The organism is Paraburkholderia steynii (genome assembly GCF_900100565.1).
Lineage (GTDB): Bacteria > Pseudomonadota > Gammaproteobacteria > Burkholderiales > Burkholderiaceae > Paraburkholderia > Paraburkholderia terrae.
The window spans coordinates 210,170-224,348 of the sequence record NZ_FNDI01000013.1 but is presented as its reverse complement, the minus strand read 5'-3'; the positions used below and the strand labels follow the sequence as shown (position 1 = coordinate 224,348).

Below are 14,179 nucleotides of genomic sequence, written 5' to 3'. Positions count from 1 at the left end.
TCGGATATCCCGCAAGCCGGCCCATTTCAATCCGGTAAGGATTCTATCCGAATAGCTCGACAACCCTTGTCATAGGGCCGCGGCGCGGCAATCCGCGCCGGCCTCATTCGCCCTGCGAGTCGTCCGGTTCGAGCCCCGCGAGGCAGCGCGACACTTCGGCGCCGTCGACAGGTTTGGTCAGCACGCACAGCGCGCCCAGGTCGAGTGCCTGGCGGCGCACCGCGTCGGAAGCGAAAGCGGAGATGAAAATGATGGGCTGCGTCACGCCCTTGTCGAGCAGATGACGATACATGTCGAGCCCGCTCATGCCGGGCATTTGCACGTCGGAGATGATGCATGCGACCTGGTCTACGTCGGATGCAAGGAACGCCTCGGCCGATGCGTACAGCCGGACGTCCCAATCCAGCGAACGAACAAGGCTAGACATCGCGGTGCGGACGGATTCGTCGTCGTCGATGACTGAAGCGATCGGATGGTTGTGCAAGCGACTTTCCCTCGGCCGTTGGTTTACGACGGCACAGTTCTGCGTAATGCCGTTCAAGATGATTCCATCTTATGGGAATCGCCCCGCCGCGAGAATCATATGTAGGTATAGTTCTGACCCTCCGCGCGGCCTCGGGCCCCGCCCGTCAAGCCCGGCCGGCCTGCCTTACGGCAGATTCCAGCCTGCTGCCGTGCGTTTCGGAACCCGCGCGTGCCTTGGGGAAACCCGCCTGCGCGCGGCCTCCCTACATTGTCGACGTCGCGGGCAAACGCCCGGCCCAACCCATCGCGACGGGATCAACCGTCTTTTTGCAAACGAGGAAACACAACGTGTCCGCCGTCATTGAACATCTCGAAGGCGAAGCGCGCGAGCGCCTGATTGTCTGGCTCAAACGCCGCATGCAGGAGTGCAATATCACATTGGAAGCACTGCAACATGCGCTGCAGCAGGATATCGACGAAGCGAAACGGATCCGCTACCGCGATGCGTGGGGCAATACGTGGACGGGCGACGGCGAGCACCCGGAATGGCTGCGCCGCGCGGTCGCGGCGGGGCAAAGCGTCGATCACTTTCTGTGCGAGTGACGCGGCTGGCCAGCATCACGCGAACGACGCAAATGCGACATCTCGCAGGTCCTTAAGCGTCTCTTCATCTTGCCGTCCGTATCATGACGACGGTTCCCGTGCATCCCCTCGTAGCCACGGGAACCGATTCAGCCGACGACGACGTCGGCTTTTTTTCGCGCGCCGATAGGGGCGCGCGGCTTCCGTCGCGCTATGCGTGGCGCTCGGGCGGCACCGCCCCCGTCAGCACGTCCAGCACATACTCCTTGACCAGCTCGCGCACGTCACCCGACGTATTGCCGAACTCGGCGCCCACCAGGGTTTCCCCGTCCTTCGTGCGGCGGTTGCGCGCGATGCAGTTCAGCGGCGCCGTGCGCACGCGGCCGGCACGCGCAAGCGGCAGCGCGAGCTTGAAGTGCTCGCCGGGCGCGAGCGAATTGGAGTTCGAGTTCACCAGCAGGCCGACGCCCGCGGCGCTCAGATCGACTGCGCGGACTTCCGTCCCCGCCATGGGCCGGTCGTTTTGCGAGAGGCGCGCCGTCACGTCGATGCCGACACGCACGTGCCGCCGCAGCGTACGTGAGCGGACTTCCGTGGGGTAACGCAGATAGAGCACGTCGAACGGTGACGTATGACGGCCGATGACTTCCGATTCGAACGCATGGCGATAACGCCCAGCGATGAACTGTCCTTCGACCGCCTCACCCGGCGCGAACGCGGGATCGACGCCCGCGCCCGCGAGCAGCAGGCTGACGTCGTCCAGCGCGCCGACAAAGCGGGTGCGCGAGGAAATGGCCGGGCCGTTTGCCAGCGTGATCACAAAGTCTTCGGGAATGCAGCCCGACACGGGAAATGGGCCAACGAGCGTCTGGTCTTCATGGCCGCGCCGTGCGCGCCCGGCGGACGCCGGCGTGGTGTCCGCGTCCTCAGGTGTGGCGTCGTCGCGGCGCTCGCCGGAGAACGGATGCCTGAACGGCCCTTGCGCAAAGAGCCGCTCGCATTGCACCGCGCTATGAACGATGTGCCCGCGCGCCATCAGCAGCCTGCCGTCCGCCGTGTAGACGGAAAACGGCAGTGGAACGCCGATCGTGACTTCCCGTTGCGACAGCGGCACCAACGGCATGACTCGTTTTCTCCTCTCGAATTTTTTACCGCATCGCATTCGTGCAGTGCGCGCAGGCAGCAAGTATGCACGACGCGGCCGCGCGGACCAACCTGGCAAACGTTTGTCTGACTCGATTGTTTAGACAGACGTATCCAAAACGCCATCGTGCGCAATGCCGAACCCGCAAAGGTTGGTTTCCCGCGGCTCAAGAATCTTCGCAGCGGCGCGTCCCTATAATGGCCGCCATCACCGGCGTTTGCGTCGGGGCGTTTGCGTTACTGTGTTTCGCGTGCTATCACGGGACAAGCCGCCCGCCCACTGCACAGGACAATTCGACATGACTACCCAGGCACTCACCTCCGGCATCGATCACGTTGGTCTCGCCGTGCGCGATCTGAACCTGACGCGCGATTTCTTCGTCGAATGCCTGCAGTGGAAGCAGGTCGGCGAAAAGCCGGACTACCCCGCCGCGTTTGTCTCGGATGGACACGTGATGCTGACGCTGTGGCAAGTCACCAATCAGGCGAACCTCGTCGAGTTCGACCGCAAGACCAACGTCGGGCTGCATCATCTTGCGTTGCGTGTCGGCAGCGAAGAGGCGCTCAACGAGATTTACGCGCGCGTCTCGCAGTGGCCCGGCGTCAGGGTCGAGTTCGCGCCGGAGAACCTCGGCGCTGGCCCGAAGCGTCACACGATGATCTATGAACCCGGCGGCATCCGGCTCGAGTTCGACTTCGATTCACGTTTGAAGGCGGCTGGCTGAGCAGCGCCTGGCGCTCGCCCACCCCTGATCCATGTCGTGCAGAAAAGGCCACGGTGATGAGCTATCACCGCGGGTGATACCCCTATCAAAACAAACCGCGCGATCTCCTCGTGATCTGTTGCTAGAGTGATGCCAGTGCAGTTGGGCAGCGACAGAGCAGAGGTTGAGCATGGACCAGCTTTACATGTTGAGGGCGTTCGTCTCGGCGGCGCAGCATCAGAGTTTCAGCAAGGCGGCGACCTCGCTGGGCGTGACGACCGGCTCCATTTCGAAGGCGATTGCGAAGCTGGAAGCTTCCATCCAGACGCGCGTGCTCCATCGCACGACGCGCTCCGTCACGCTGACGGAAGAAGCGCAGTCCTATTACCTCAGTTGCTGCCGCCTGCTCGAAGAACTCGACGAAGCGAATCGCCGCATCATGCGCGAGCGCGAAGTCGACAGCGGCAAGCTGCGTCTGGTGATTCATCCGATGCTGGTCAGCGAGACGTTCTCGCAGTTTCTGTCCAGTTATCGCGCCGTCGCGCCGAACGTCAACCTCGTGGTTTCCGTCGATGAAGGCGCCGTCAATCTCTATGACGGACAGTTCGACATGGCGATGCTTCCGCCGCATCAGGTCGAGCAGTCGGCCGTCATTCGCAGAACGTTGTTCAAATCGTCGCGCTCGCTGGTCGCATCCGCCGATTATCTTGCGCAACGCGGCACGCCGCGTTGCGCGGCGGATCTCACCGAGCACTTTCTGCTGTTGCCGTCCCAATCGCGCCAGCGAAGCACGAACTACGTGCAGGTGATCGAAAACGGCGCGCCCGTGCAGGTCATTCCGATGTCGTCGATGGACGGCAACGACGTGCTGCTCCGTGCGGCCGCGCTCGCGGGCGCTGGCATTGCGGAGTTACCAGAAGCAATGGCACGGGAAGATGTGGCGATGGGCAAGCTGGTGCCCGTGTTGCCCGGCTGCTCTATATCCGACAGCGAAGTCGAAATCTGCCTGTTCTATTCGCACCGGGAATTGCTGCCCGCGCGCTTCAGAACTTTTGTCGACTTTTGCACCGAGTTCTTTCGTCTCAACAGCGCACGTCGGCGGGCGCCCTTGCTGGATGCCCAACCGCAGGCGGCTTAAGCTTTTATAGGCTGCTTTAGGCTGCCGCCATCACGGGGCCGAGACGCGAGCGCGTCACTTCGACGAATGCCTGCATCGCGCTAGACACGTAGGCGTCATGCCGACGAATAAAGAGCGTGGCGACCTGTGCTTTCTCCGGCGGCAACGAATGAAGCGCGACGATATCCTGCTCGGCCGCGCTCGACACGACACCGCGCGGCAACAGCGTCACGCCGATACCCGCCGCGACGCACGCGATGATCGCATCGAGCGAACCGAATTCGAGCGGCGTGGCCGTCACGATACCCATCTCCGCCAGCAACGCTTCAAGCCGCTGACGATACGAACAACCCAATCTGAACACGATGGTCTTGAGGTCGGGCACGGCGCGCAGCGCGTCCATCGAAGGCAGGTTGCGCGGCGTCACCAGCACCAGTTCTTCCTGAAAGATCATCTCGGCATGCAGTTCGGGATGTTCGACGGGGCCCGCGACAAACGCGCCATCGAGCCGGCACGCGGCGACTTCTTCCGTCAGGCTGCAACTCGTGCCCGTAGTCAGAGAGAGGCGCACTTGCGGATAGATTCTGGCGAAGTTGCTCAGTATCGGCGAAAGGCGCAATGCAGCCGTCGTTTCGAGCGTGCCTAAAGCAAGTGCTCCGGCGGGCGGGCCATCGTCCAGCGCCGCGAGGCGCGCGTCCGCAAGCAGTTTCGCAATGCGCGCCGCGTACGGCAGCATGCGTTGCCCAGCGGGCGTCAGGCTGACGCCGCGCACATGGCGCTGAAACAGCGCGACACCGATTTCCCGTTCAAGAGACCGGATTCGCGCTGTCACGTTGGACTGAACGGTATGAAGTTCGGCAGCCGCCCGGTTCATGCTGCCGTGACGGGCCACTGCCTCGAACACCTTGAGGTCGGCGACATCCATGCTGTGTACCTCGATGAGATCGACAAGGCCTGGATACTGTCATCACAGGCCCGCACTGCGCTGCGGCACAGGTCGATCGTCATCCTACACCAAAGCCGCGTTGCGCATCGGCGCGCTGATCACGGCCATTGCTTCTGGCAAGGCCTCAACCCGTCTTTTGGGCTTTGAATTCCTCGCCATTGATACGGCTCGATATGCTGATGTTCTCGCGCGGATGCTCATGCAGGATCACATTGATGATCTTCGGGTCGGAGCCGATCGCGTCGTGCGTGACCTGAATGATGTCGCGCATCAGTTGCTCGCGACGCGCCGGGGTCAATCCAGCCGCAATATGGCATTCGATAAAAGGCATGCTGATACTCCTGCGATGATTATTTGAGGCGGCTGATCAGTTCTTTGTCGTTGGCTGCGCCTTCCACGTATTCGGGAAGATGTTCGCCATGCTCGACGAAGTTGATGCCCCTGCCCTCGCGAAACACAATGAAGATATCGTTCTTCGTTTCGCCTGTCGCCTCGCTGACTACACGCAGCAGACCCGCTGCAAGCTGACGTTTCTGTTCGTCCGTTCTGCCGTATCGCATGTCACATGAAATCAGGGCCATTCGAATCTCCTGTATGCCTGAATCAATTATTGAATTCCCGGATGTTTTGCCGGGTACACCGCTTCTCGATTGACTTTCGTGAGGAGTTGCATCAACTCCGAGATCTTGTGTTCTTCGAGTCTGGAAACGAGATCGACGATCTGGCTTCGCAGCGTTTCGTCCGCATAAGGCTCGCTTAGCCAGTTGAATTTTTCGACTGTCCGCTCCCACGTGAACGGATTGTCCAGGCCACCTTCAAAGCCCACATGTTCCTTCGACACCACACGGCCATCGCGGCAGCGGATCGTGACGCGCGTATTCAATGCCTTCGGGTATTGGGCCGAGAAGGCGGCGTCGGGACGTATCGTGACTTTCTTCAGCAGCGCTTGCGCGTCGGCTGCCTGGACACGCGCCGGTTCCAGTTGAGCGGGACCAACCTGATCGTCGAGCAAGGCCGCGGCAATTAGATACTTGAGGTTGTAGTCGGCCTGCTCTTTCGTTTGCGGGTCGTCTTTTGCACCGAAGCCGCCGCCGCCCGCGATGTCGTAGCCCATCTGGAAGATGTCGCAAACCACGTCTTCGACGTCGCCGCCCGTTATGCCGTGCATGCGCTTGAGTTCCAGCGTGGCTTCCAGCACCGGTTGGCCGTGAATCAGCGAGCAGTACTTCTTCATCACGGTCTGATGGACGACCTCCAGCCTCGAATCCTCCCAATCCACTTCGACTTGCTGATCGAACATGCGCACGAGTCCGTTCGGTCCTTCGAATAGACGTAACGGGCCTGTAAAACTGCGCTTCGCAAGCGACGCCGAATAGATGGCCCGCATGCAGGTAATACCCGGGGAGAAGCCCTTCCAGTACGACACGGGCTCGGAGTGAACGCAGGAGAGCGAGATGTTGTCGACGGTTGCGATGGCGATCGCATGCGCGATTTGACCTGCGTCGAGGCCAAGCAGTTTGCCCGAAGCAGCGGCTGACGAAATTGCGAGTTGAATTGCGTGGTTGAAACCCTTTGCCATGACAGGAACGACTGCCGTAATGCGGCAACCGATCTCATACGCAACCGCGAGCGCCAGCATGAACGATTCGCCGTCCGCCGATGCGTGTTCGGCGGCGGCCAGTACTGCGCCGAAGTTGTCGCTCGGGTGACAAAGACCACCTGGCGACATATAGCTGTCGAGCAGATCCACGTAACGCACAAGAGCCGAGTTGTACAACGCCGCCTGATCCGGAGAAGTCGAGCCGCCGCCAATCAGCGTACAGGTGCCGCCGCTGCGATATTCGTCGAACTGCTCCCGGAGCGCCTTGAAAGGCGAGCCTGGCAATGCGGCGATTGCGCACCCCAGGCTGTCCAGGATGTTCCGCTTCAGCAAGTGCCGGGTCTGCGGCGTGAGATGACTGACGTGCGCGACGTCGGCAAACCGGCCGATACGTTCGACAGCGGTAAGAGTGCTCATGGCTTGAAGGTCTCGCGTGAAGAACGGGTGACTCAATGTCGCACCGCTCACTGCGGAGATCAAGCGAAGGGTTTGGATACCGCTATCTGTTGCGCTGATAGTGGCGACACGTTTTCAGGCATTACTTTTCGCCTACAAAACGCTACACAGGCGACGTACGGTAGACACAAATCAGATACATGCGCACGTTTCAATCTTTCGTCGCTTACCCTCGAAGAGATTGATTATCGTGTCAGAAGATTTATCTAATCGCCGCCGCTTTCTGTTCGCGGCAGCGGCAAGCGTCGCAACATTGACGACGCTCGGCAACGTGTCGCAAGTGCTCGCTGCATCAACGACTGCAACGCCGCTAACAACACTTCCTGTACGCCAGGTTCACACGGACCTGCTCGACATCGGCTATCACGAAGCGGGACCCGCCGAAGGCCGTCCCATCATTCTTCTCCACGGCTTTCCGTACGACATTCACAGCTACGCGGATGTCGCGCCCATGCTCGCAACGCAGGGCTTTCGCGTGATCGTGCCGTATCTGCGCGGCTTCGGAACGACGCGCCTTCTGTCCGCGGATACGCCGCGCGCCGGTCAACAGGCGGCCGTAGGCCAGGACGTGATCGAACTGATGAATGCACTGGATATTCCCGAGGCCGTGCTCGCCGGATACGATTGGGGCGGACGTGCGGCTTGCGTCGTCGCTGCAATCAAGCCTTCGCGCTGCGTCGGCCTTGTTTCAGTGAACAGCTATCTGATCCAGGATATCGCCAAAGCGGGCGCACCGCTGCCGCCTGGCATCGAACGCGGTCTCTGGTATCAGTACTATTTTCAGACCGAACGCGGCCGCGCAGGGCTAGAAGCCAATCGACGCGAGCTTGCGCACATTCTGTGGAAGAACAATTCGCCGACGTGGCATTTCGACGAAGCGACGTTTGAGCGCGCGGCGAAAGCATTCGACAATCCGGACTTCGTGGATATCGTCATCCATTCATACCGGCATCGACTTGGCCTTGCAGCGGGCTATCCGCAGTACGATGAGATCGAGAAGAAGCTCGCATCGATTCCACCTATTACGGTGCCGACTATCACACTGGATGGCCTCGCGGACGGCGTGATCCCTGCCACCGATGGCCACGCATCTGCAGCGAAGTTCACCGGCCCGCGCATTCACCGACAGATTCCGAATGCGGGCCACAACCTGCCGCAGGAAGCGCCCAAAGCGTTTGCCGATGCTTGCGCGGAACTCGCGCGCACCGGCAAGTGGAGAACCTGAGTTTTATCGTGCAATGCGCGCCGATGTTTTCCGGCGCTTTTGTTGCACACCGCTTGCCGTCATCAGGTCGCACTGAACGGGGTGAGTGATTTCCGTTGCGAGCCCGCCCGCGAGAAAGAAGAAGATTGCCAAAAGCCGTTTCATGATTGCCTCCAACATTGAGTCACGCCTTTGTTATAGCGCAGAACATGCGCCCATTTGTGTCCCAATGTATCGAAGCACCCCGCTGATACAAGTCGATTCAAACACGCGACACGGCGACACAGCAGAGATACGCGCGCACGTTCAAATACAGCCATGTCTTCCAATCAAAGGACGCTGACATGTTCTCCCGAATCAAAACCTTGACTACCGTCGTCGCAATCGCCGCCGTTGCCGGTCTTGGCGCACTGGTCGCCAACAGCGGCGCCGCGACAGCCGTTCCTGCCGAAGCCAATCGCGTAGCACCGGAATTCGCTGGAATCGATCAATGGCTGAATTCACCGCCTCTGACCATGCAGCAACTGCGCGGGAAAGTCGTGCTCGTCGATTTCTGGACATACACGTGCGTCAACTGCGTCAATACGCTGCCGCATGTCGAGAAGCTGTATCAGAAGTACAAGGATCAAGGCCTTGTCGTGGTCGGCGTGCATACGCCTGAATACGCGTTCGAGCGCGAGACGAAAAAGGTCAAGGCGGCGATTGCCGAATACGGGCTGCATTACCCCGTCGCGCAGGACAACCAGTACGCGACGTGGAACGCCTATGGCAATCAATACTGGCCGGCCGTCTATCTGATCGACAAGCAGGGGCACATCGTCTATAGCCATTTCGGCGAAGGCGATTACGACAAGACGGAAGCAGCCGTCCGCGAGCAACTGGCGCGCGCGGGTTGATCTTGGCTGATGTCGCTAAAGCGCGGCGGGTGCGCCGCGCCATCCGGTCAAAATGCGCTGCGATACGCGTACAGTCCCGGCAGTCCGCCCGTCATCAGGAACACGACCTTCGAGCCTGGCGCGAACGTTTTGCTTCTGATGTCGTGCAGCAGGCCGGCGAACGCTTTCCCGCTATATACGGGGTCCAGAAACAGGCCCTCGACGCTCGCCAGAAGCCGCACGGCTTCACGCATCGCGTCGGTGGGGATGCCGTAGCCTTCGCCGCGCTGTCCGTCCTGAACGATCACGCTAGCGTCGGAAAGCACCGCGTTGGGCCGCAGCAGCGCAAGCGTCTCCTTCGCCTTCAATCGCGTATTGGACAAGGTGTTCTCATGCGTCGCCAGCACGTTATGCGAGACAACACGCGTCGGGTCCTCGCCCATCGCCAGCAAGCCGGCGACAAGACCCGCCTGCGTGCCGCCGCTGCCGTTCGGCACGGCAATCCGGTCGAACGAAACGCCCAGCGCGCGCGACTGTTCGAGAATTTCCGCCGCGCACGCCGCATAACCAAGATTGCCGACAGCAGACGATCCGCCCAGCGGCGCGAGATACACCTTGTGTCCGGCCTTGCGCAGCTCGTCCGCGCGATTCTGCGCGAACGCCATCGCGTCGGCACTGCCGGGCAGATCGTGAATGCGCGCGCCGAGCAGCGAGTCGAGCAGCACGTTGCCATTGTGGACGTAATCGTCGTCTTCGCGCGGCACCATGCGCGTCAGCACGACCTCGCACGCAACGCCCGCGCGCGCTGCCGCCGCGGCCGTGAGCCGCGCGTGATTCGACTGGCGCGCGCCCACCGTGATGACCGTGTCCGCGCCCTGCGCGAGCGCTTCGCCCAACAGGAACTCGAGCTTCCTGAGCTTGCTGCCGCCACCGCCGAGGCCCGTGACGTCGTCGCGCTTGACGTAGATGTCCACGTCGCCGAGCAGCTTGCTCAAGCGGCTGAGATGCTGGATCGGCGTGGGCCCTTCGATCAATGCGTAACGAGGAAAGGCGGTGAGATCGAGAGCGGGTGCGTTCGACATGCGGAAATCTCCAGGTGTTCGGCGTACTTTGTCGCGCAGATGTTAACGCATCGTCGCGCGCTTCGCATGCGCCGTTCAACAGCCATCAATCCCCGAAAATATTGAACATCAGGAAACAATCGATGAACACATTATTCGCGTTTGCACGCGCTTTTGCGGGCTCATGGCCCGGCTTTCCGCTCTCGCTCTCCCAATCCAGCGAGATTATCGAGTATCACGCCATTCCGTTTTTACATATATATCGCACGCGATTTACTCGTAACCGATTGACAAATTCCAAGACCTCAGTATCATCTCGCATCTGATTCTATCGCATACGATTTAATTACCACTGACCACCTGACGGTCACATCACCGGAGATGAATATGAAAAGCACTCGCGCAGCACTCGCCGCCTCTTTCGCCCTTTCGCTCACTGTCCTCGCCACCAGCGCACATGCCGGCTCCGAACAGGCCAAGCCTCAAGAGAAATGCTTCGGCGTGTCGCTCGCCGGCAAGAACGATTGCGCAGCCGGCCCCGGTACGAGCTGCGCAGGCACGTCGAAGGTCGACTATCAGGGTGACGCGTTCGTCATGGTCGACAAGGGCACCTGCACGACGATCAAGACGCCGAAGGGCTACGGTGCGCTGAAGGCGAAGTCATGATGCTGCACTCCCAAACCCGCGACGCGCGCGTTTCCCGCTCGTCCCTCGCGAATCAAGGGGGCGTGGGGGCACTCCGCGCAGCCGTCACCGAACGCCTGTCGCGCGCGCTGTCGCCCTCGCTGTTGTTGCTGGTGGCGCGCTTCGGTATCGCAGCAACCTTCTTTCTGTCGGGACGCACGAAAGTAACGGGCCTGCTGACGATCAAGCCGTCGACGTACGCCCTGTTCAGCTCGGAATACGCATTGCCGCTGATTCCGCCGGAGCTGGCCGCGCACCTCGCCACGTATGCGGAACACCTGTGCCCGATCCTGCTCGTGCTCGGCTTGTGTACGCGCTCCGCCGCGTTGGTGCTGCTTGGCATGACGGCCGTGATCGAGATCTTCGTCTATCCCGACGCATGGCCGACGCATCTGACGTGGGCAGGTCTGCTTCTTCCGCTGATCGCGCATGGCGCAGGCAAATGGTCGGTCGATCATCTGCTGGGCCGCTCGCGCACCGCGGACTAACCGAACTCTCGTCACCCGATATCCACAACACGGCCCGCGTGGCCTCCATTCGAAAACACTATGCGCATTCTTTCGACTTTGACCCTCGCCGCAGCAGCGCTCGCCGTTTCAGGCGCAGCATTCGCCGCAACGCCGGACGGACCGGCTGGCGTGAAGAACATCGTGATCGTTCACGGTGCGTTCACCGACGGCTCCGGCTGGCGCGCGGTGCATGACATCCTGATCCACAAGGGCTACAACGTCCGCATCGTCCAGCAGCCGATGACGACGCTCGAAGAAGACGTCGCCGCGACCAACAACGCCGTCATCGCACAGACGGGCCCCGTGGTGCTCGTCGGCCATGGCTACGGCGGCTCGGTCATCACAGAAGCGGGCGCGCGTCCCAAGGTGAAGGCGCTGGTCTACGTCGCCGCGTTTCAGCCCGACGTCGGCGAAAGCGTGAATCAGCTGGCGAGCTCGATGCCGAAGCTCACCGACGGCGTGCAGAAGACCATCGACGGTCACTACTACTTCGACCCCGCCAAATACGGCACGGACTACGCCGGCGATCTCGTGTCGAACCGCACCGACTTCATGGCCGTTTCGCAAGTGCCCGCCACCGTCGCCGACTTTGCCTCCGCGCCGTTCACGGTCGCATGGCACAACAAGCCGACCTACGGCATCGTCGCGACCGACGACCGCGTGATCAACCCCGACCTGCAACGCTGGATGTACAAGCGTGCGGGCTCGAAGGTCACGGAAGTAAAGGCAAGCCATGCCATCGAGATCTCGCAGCCTGAAGCGGTCGCGAAGGTCATCGAAGAAGCCGCGCTGCACGCGAAATAAACGCAAAGCCATTTTCCAATCGCATTTCACTCAACCCACCATGGAGCAACCATGAACAGCAACGTCAAATCCCGCGTCAGCTTCGCTGCAGCCGCAGCCCTCCTCGCCATCGCATCGGCCACCGTCGCGACCTCCGCGAGCGCCGCCACGGGCGAACAACCCGGCCGCTGCTACGGCGTCAACGCATGCAAGGGCCAGGCGCTGTGCGCGACGGCTCACAACGACTGCAAGGGCCTCAACAGCTGCAAGGGCAAGGGTGTAGTCGTGAAGACGCCGAGCGAATGCCTGTCGCTGGGCGGCACGCTGACCGAGCCAAAGTAAGTCACGCTAGCGCTGGCCCGGCTATGCGTCGCCGGGCCAGCCCATTCACCGACATTCCGCAGCCGGGTACGCCTCATGCTCTCTCCCAATCCCCGCTTTGCAGGCTATGGCCTTGGCCTGCGCAAGGAACACTATCGCGACTTCCTGGAAACGAATGTTTCCGTCGATTTCGTCGAAGTCATTTCCGAGAACTTCATGGTCGAAGGCGGCCAGCCGCGCGACATTCTGCGGCGCGTGCGCGAGAAGCATCCCGTCGTGCTGCATGGCGTGTCGATGTCGATCGGCTCGGCGGATGGCATCGACCGCGATTATTTACGGCGCCTGAAGTCGCTCGTCGACGAGATCGAACCGCTGTTCGTGTCCGATCATCTAAGCTGGTCGCGTATCGGCGGCTTCAATTCACACGACCTGTTGCCCGTCCCCTATACCGACGAAGCGCTCGATACCGTCTGCGCGAATATCGACGTCGCGCAGAATGTACTCGGCCGCCAGATGCTGTTCGAGAATCCGTCCAGTTATCTCGCGTTCGACGGCGCCACGATGACCGAGTGGGAATTCATTTCCGCGATGTCGAAGCGCACCGACTGCGGCCTGCTGCTCGACGTGAACAATATCTTCGTGAGCGCGACGAATCACGGTTTCGATGCGCTCGCCTATCTCGACGGACTGCCCGTCGATCGCGTGCATCAGATCCATCTCGCGGGACACTCGCAAGGCCGCGATCTGCTGATCGACACGCACGATAGCCCCGTGTGCGATGAAGTCTGGGCACTCTATGAGAACGCGATGGCGCGGCTCGGTCCCGTCGCGACGATGATCGAGCGCGACGGCAACGTGCCGCCGTTGAAAGAGCTGCTGAGGGAACTGTGGATCGCGCGCAAGCTCGGCGCTCATGCGCAACAGGATGGACAGGTCAGACACGACACACGCATTGCGGAGGCCGCATGACCCTCGCTGCGTGGCAACAGGACTTCCGCTCGTGGCTCACGGATGCGTCGGAAGAAGCCGCCCGCCGCGTCGGCGGCGATGCATCACGCGGCCTGTCGGTCTACCAGAACAACTATCGCGGGCAACTGATCGAATGCCTCGAGCATTCGTTTCCACAGGTACGGACGTTGCTTGGCGAGGATGCGTTTCTGCATGCAGCCGTGACGCATATCAACCACCATCCGCCGCACGCATGGACACTCGACGCGTACGCATACGGTTTCGGCGACACGCTCAGCGTGCTGTTCCCGCACAACCCCGACGTGTACGAACTCGCATGGATCGAAAATGCGCTGGCTGAAGCCTTCGTTGCGCATGACGCGCAGCCGCTGCCGCTCGACGCGCTCGCTTCCGTCGACTGGGACGCAGCGCGGCTACGCTTTACGCCGTCGCTCAGGCATCGCCCCGCCACGACGAATGCGGACAGCATCTGGTCCGCCCTATCCGCCAACACCGAGGCGCCCGAAAGTGAAATGCTCGACGAGCCGGGCGGCCTGATCGTCTGGCGTCGGCAGTTCGTGTCGTGCCTCAAGCGCGTCGATGCCGCCGAGTACGAAGCGCTCCTTCATCTGCAGGAAAATGAAAGCTTTGCAACACTATGCGATCTGCTCGTCGAGCGTCTGGGTGACGCGGATGGCGTGGCGAAAGCGGGTGCGCTGCTGGCGGGATGGCTGGGCAGCGAACTCATCGTGGGTGTGGAGAGCGTCTGACAGTGGCTAGC

At 61.3% G+C, this 14,179-nt stretch carries 19 protein-coding genes; 11 read left to right on the top strand and 8 right to left on the bottom strand.

The genetic code is table 11. The features are described from left to right. Positions 1 to 103: 103 nt before the first annotated feature. Entirely contained in the window at positions 104 to 484 is a 381-nt protein-coding gene (locus BLT65_RS23760) for a response regulator transcription factor (protein ID WP_042315420.1), read from the bottom strand. Between the two features lie 329 nt (positions 485 to 813). On the opposite strand from BLT65_RS23760, the gene BLT65_RS48755 reads away from it, so the two are divergent. Next, complete coding sequence (locus BLT65_RS48755) at positions 814 to 1,068, top strand: H-NS family nucleoid-associated regulatory protein (RefSeq protein WP_244186571.1); 255 nt, start codon at positions 814 to 816, stop codon at positions 1,066 to 1,068. A gap of 190 nt (positions 1,069 to 1,258) precedes the next feature. On the opposite strand, the gene BLT65_RS23750 is transcribed toward BLT65_RS48755, so the two are convergent. After that, positions 1,259 to 2,170 (bottom strand): PilZ domain-containing protein, encoded by a 912-nt coding sequence (locus BLT65_RS23750; RefSeq protein ID WP_091781620.1) that lies wholly within the window; start codon positions 2,168 to 2,170, stop codon positions 1,259 to 1,261. A gap of 319 nt (positions 2,171 to 2,489) precedes the next feature. On the opposite strand from BLT65_RS23750, the gene BLT65_RS23745 reads away from it, so the two are divergent. Further along, positions 2,490 to 2,915, top strand: a complete 426-nt coding sequence (locus BLT65_RS23745) for a VOC family protein (RefSeq protein WP_091781616.1) — start codon at positions 2,490 to 2,492, stop codon at positions 2,913 to 2,915. Between the two features lie 169 nt (positions 2,916 to 3,084). Continuing rightward, the gene (locus tag BLT65_RS23740) at positions 3,085 to 4,032 is read left to right on the top strand and encodes a LysR family transcriptional regulator (RefSeq protein ID WP_042315406.1); all 948 of its coding nucleotides are present in this window, start codon (positions 3,085 to 3,087) and stop codon (positions 4,030 to 4,032) included. Between the two features lie 16 nt (positions 4,033 to 4,048). On the opposite strand, the gene BLT65_RS23735 is transcribed toward BLT65_RS23740, so the two are convergent. The 4 genes from BLT65_RS23735 to BLT65_RS23720 all read right to left on the bottom strand — a co-directional run bounded on the left by BLT65_RS23735 (position 4,049) and on the right by BLT65_RS23720 (position 6,974). Further along, on the bottom strand, positions 4,049 to 4,936 hold the full coding sequence (locus BLT65_RS23735) for a LysR family transcriptional regulator (protein ID WP_091781613.1): 888 nt from the start codon (positions 4,934 to 4,936) through the stop codon (positions 4,049 to 4,051). 145 nt (positions 4,937 to 5,081) lie between these two features. After that, the gene (locus BLT65_RS23730) at positions 5,082 to 5,288 is read right to left on the bottom strand and encodes a tautomerase family protein (RefSeq protein WP_007579041.1); all 207 of its coding nucleotides are present in this window, start codon (positions 5,286 to 5,288) and stop codon (positions 5,082 to 5,084) included. Between the two features lie 19 nt (positions 5,289 to 5,307). Then, positions 5,308 to 5,538 carry a tautomerase family protein gene (locus tag BLT65_RS23725; RefSeq protein ID WP_007579042.1) on the bottom strand — a complete coding sequence of 77 codons (231 nt, stop codon included), beginning with the start codon at positions 5,536 to 5,538 and terminating at the stop codon, positions 5,308 to 5,310. A gap of 26 nt (positions 5,539 to 5,564) precedes the next feature. Further along, complete coding sequence (locus BLT65_RS23720; RefSeq protein WP_091781610.1) at positions 5,565 to 6,974, bottom strand: MmgE/PrpD family protein; 1,410 nt, start codon at positions 6,972 to 6,974, stop codon at positions 5,565 to 5,567. A gap of 262 nt (positions 6,975 to 7,236) precedes the next feature. On the opposite strand from BLT65_RS23720, the gene BLT65_RS23715 reads away from it, so the two are divergent. Beyond that, a complete protein-coding gene (locus tag BLT65_RS23715) occupies positions 7,237 to 8,238 on the top strand; it encodes an alpha/beta fold hydrolase (protein WP_091781764.1) in 1,002 nt (333 codons plus the stop codon). 3 nt (positions 8,239 to 8,241) lie between these two features. Here BLT65_RS23715 and BLT65_RS47285 read toward each other — a convergent pair whose 3' ends face one another. After that, entirely contained in the window at positions 8,242 to 8,382 is a 141-nt protein-coding gene (locus BLT65_RS47285; RefSeq protein ID WP_167306528.1) for a hypothetical protein, read from the bottom strand. 179 nt (positions 8,383 to 8,561) lie between these two features. Between BLT65_RS47285 and BLT65_RS23710 the strand changes: the two genes are divergently transcribed. Continuing rightward, positions 8,562 to 9,113 carry a thioredoxin family protein gene (locus BLT65_RS23710; protein WP_091781607.1) on the top strand — a complete coding sequence of 184 codons (552 nt, stop codon included), beginning with the start codon at positions 8,562 to 8,564 and terminating at the stop codon, positions 9,111 to 9,113. Positions 9,114 to 9,160: 47 nt separating this feature from the next. On the opposite strand, the gene BLT65_RS23705 is transcribed toward BLT65_RS23710, so the two are convergent. Next, positions 9,161 to 10,174 (bottom strand): D-cysteine desulfhydrase family protein, encoded by a 1,014-nt coding sequence (locus BLT65_RS23705; RefSeq protein WP_091781604.1) that lies wholly within the window; start codon positions 10,172 to 10,174, stop codon positions 9,161 to 9,163. 366 nt (positions 10,175 to 10,540) lie between these two features. On the opposite strand from BLT65_RS23705, the gene BLT65_RS23700 reads away from it, so the two are divergent. From BLT65_RS23700 to BLT65_RS23675, 6 genes are all read left to right on the top strand, one after another. Continuing rightward, positions 10,541 to 10,819: a BufA1 family periplasmic bufferin-type metallophore gene (locus BLT65_RS23700; protein WP_091781601.1), complete on the top strand. Its 279-nt coding sequence runs from the start codon at positions 10,541 to 10,543 to the stop codon at positions 10,817 to 10,819. After that, complete coding sequence (locus BLT65_RS23695) at positions 10,816 to 11,325, top strand: DoxX family protein (protein ID WP_208545792.1); 510 nt, start codon at positions 10,816 to 10,818, stop codon at positions 11,323 to 11,325. The genes BLT65_RS23700 and BLT65_RS23695 overlap by 4 nt, the downstream gene beginning before the upstream one ends. A gap of 60 nt (positions 11,326 to 11,385) precedes the next feature. Then, positions 11,386 to 12,150, top strand: coding sequence for an alpha/beta hydrolase (locus BLT65_RS23690; RefSeq protein ID WP_091781598.1), 765 nt, complete (start codon positions 11,386 to 11,388; stop codon positions 12,148 to 12,150). A gap of 51 nt (positions 12,151 to 12,201) precedes the next feature. Beyond that, on the top strand, positions 12,202 to 12,471 hold the full coding sequence (gene bufA2 / locus BLT65_RS23685) for a BufA2 family periplasmic bufferin-type metallophore (protein ID WP_035993808.1): 270 nt from the start codon (positions 12,202 to 12,204) through the stop codon (positions 12,469 to 12,471). A 75-nt stretch (positions 12,472 to 12,546) separates the two neighbouring features. Continuing rightward, positions 12,547 to 13,419 (top strand): MNIO family bufferin maturase, encoded by an 873-nt coding sequence (gene bufB, locus BLT65_RS23680; RefSeq protein ID WP_091781595.1) that lies wholly within the window; start codon positions 12,547 to 12,549, stop codon positions 13,417 to 13,419. Next, positions 13,416 to 14,168 carry an HvfC/BufC N-terminal domain-containing protein gene (locus tag BLT65_RS23675; RefSeq protein WP_091781592.1) on the top strand — a complete coding sequence of 251 codons (753 nt, stop codon included), beginning with the start codon at positions 13,416 to 13,418 and terminating at the stop codon, positions 14,166 to 14,168. The genes bufB and BLT65_RS23675 overlap by 4 nt, the downstream gene beginning before the upstream one ends. The last annotated feature ends 11 nt before the right edge of the window (positions 14,169 to 14,179 follow it).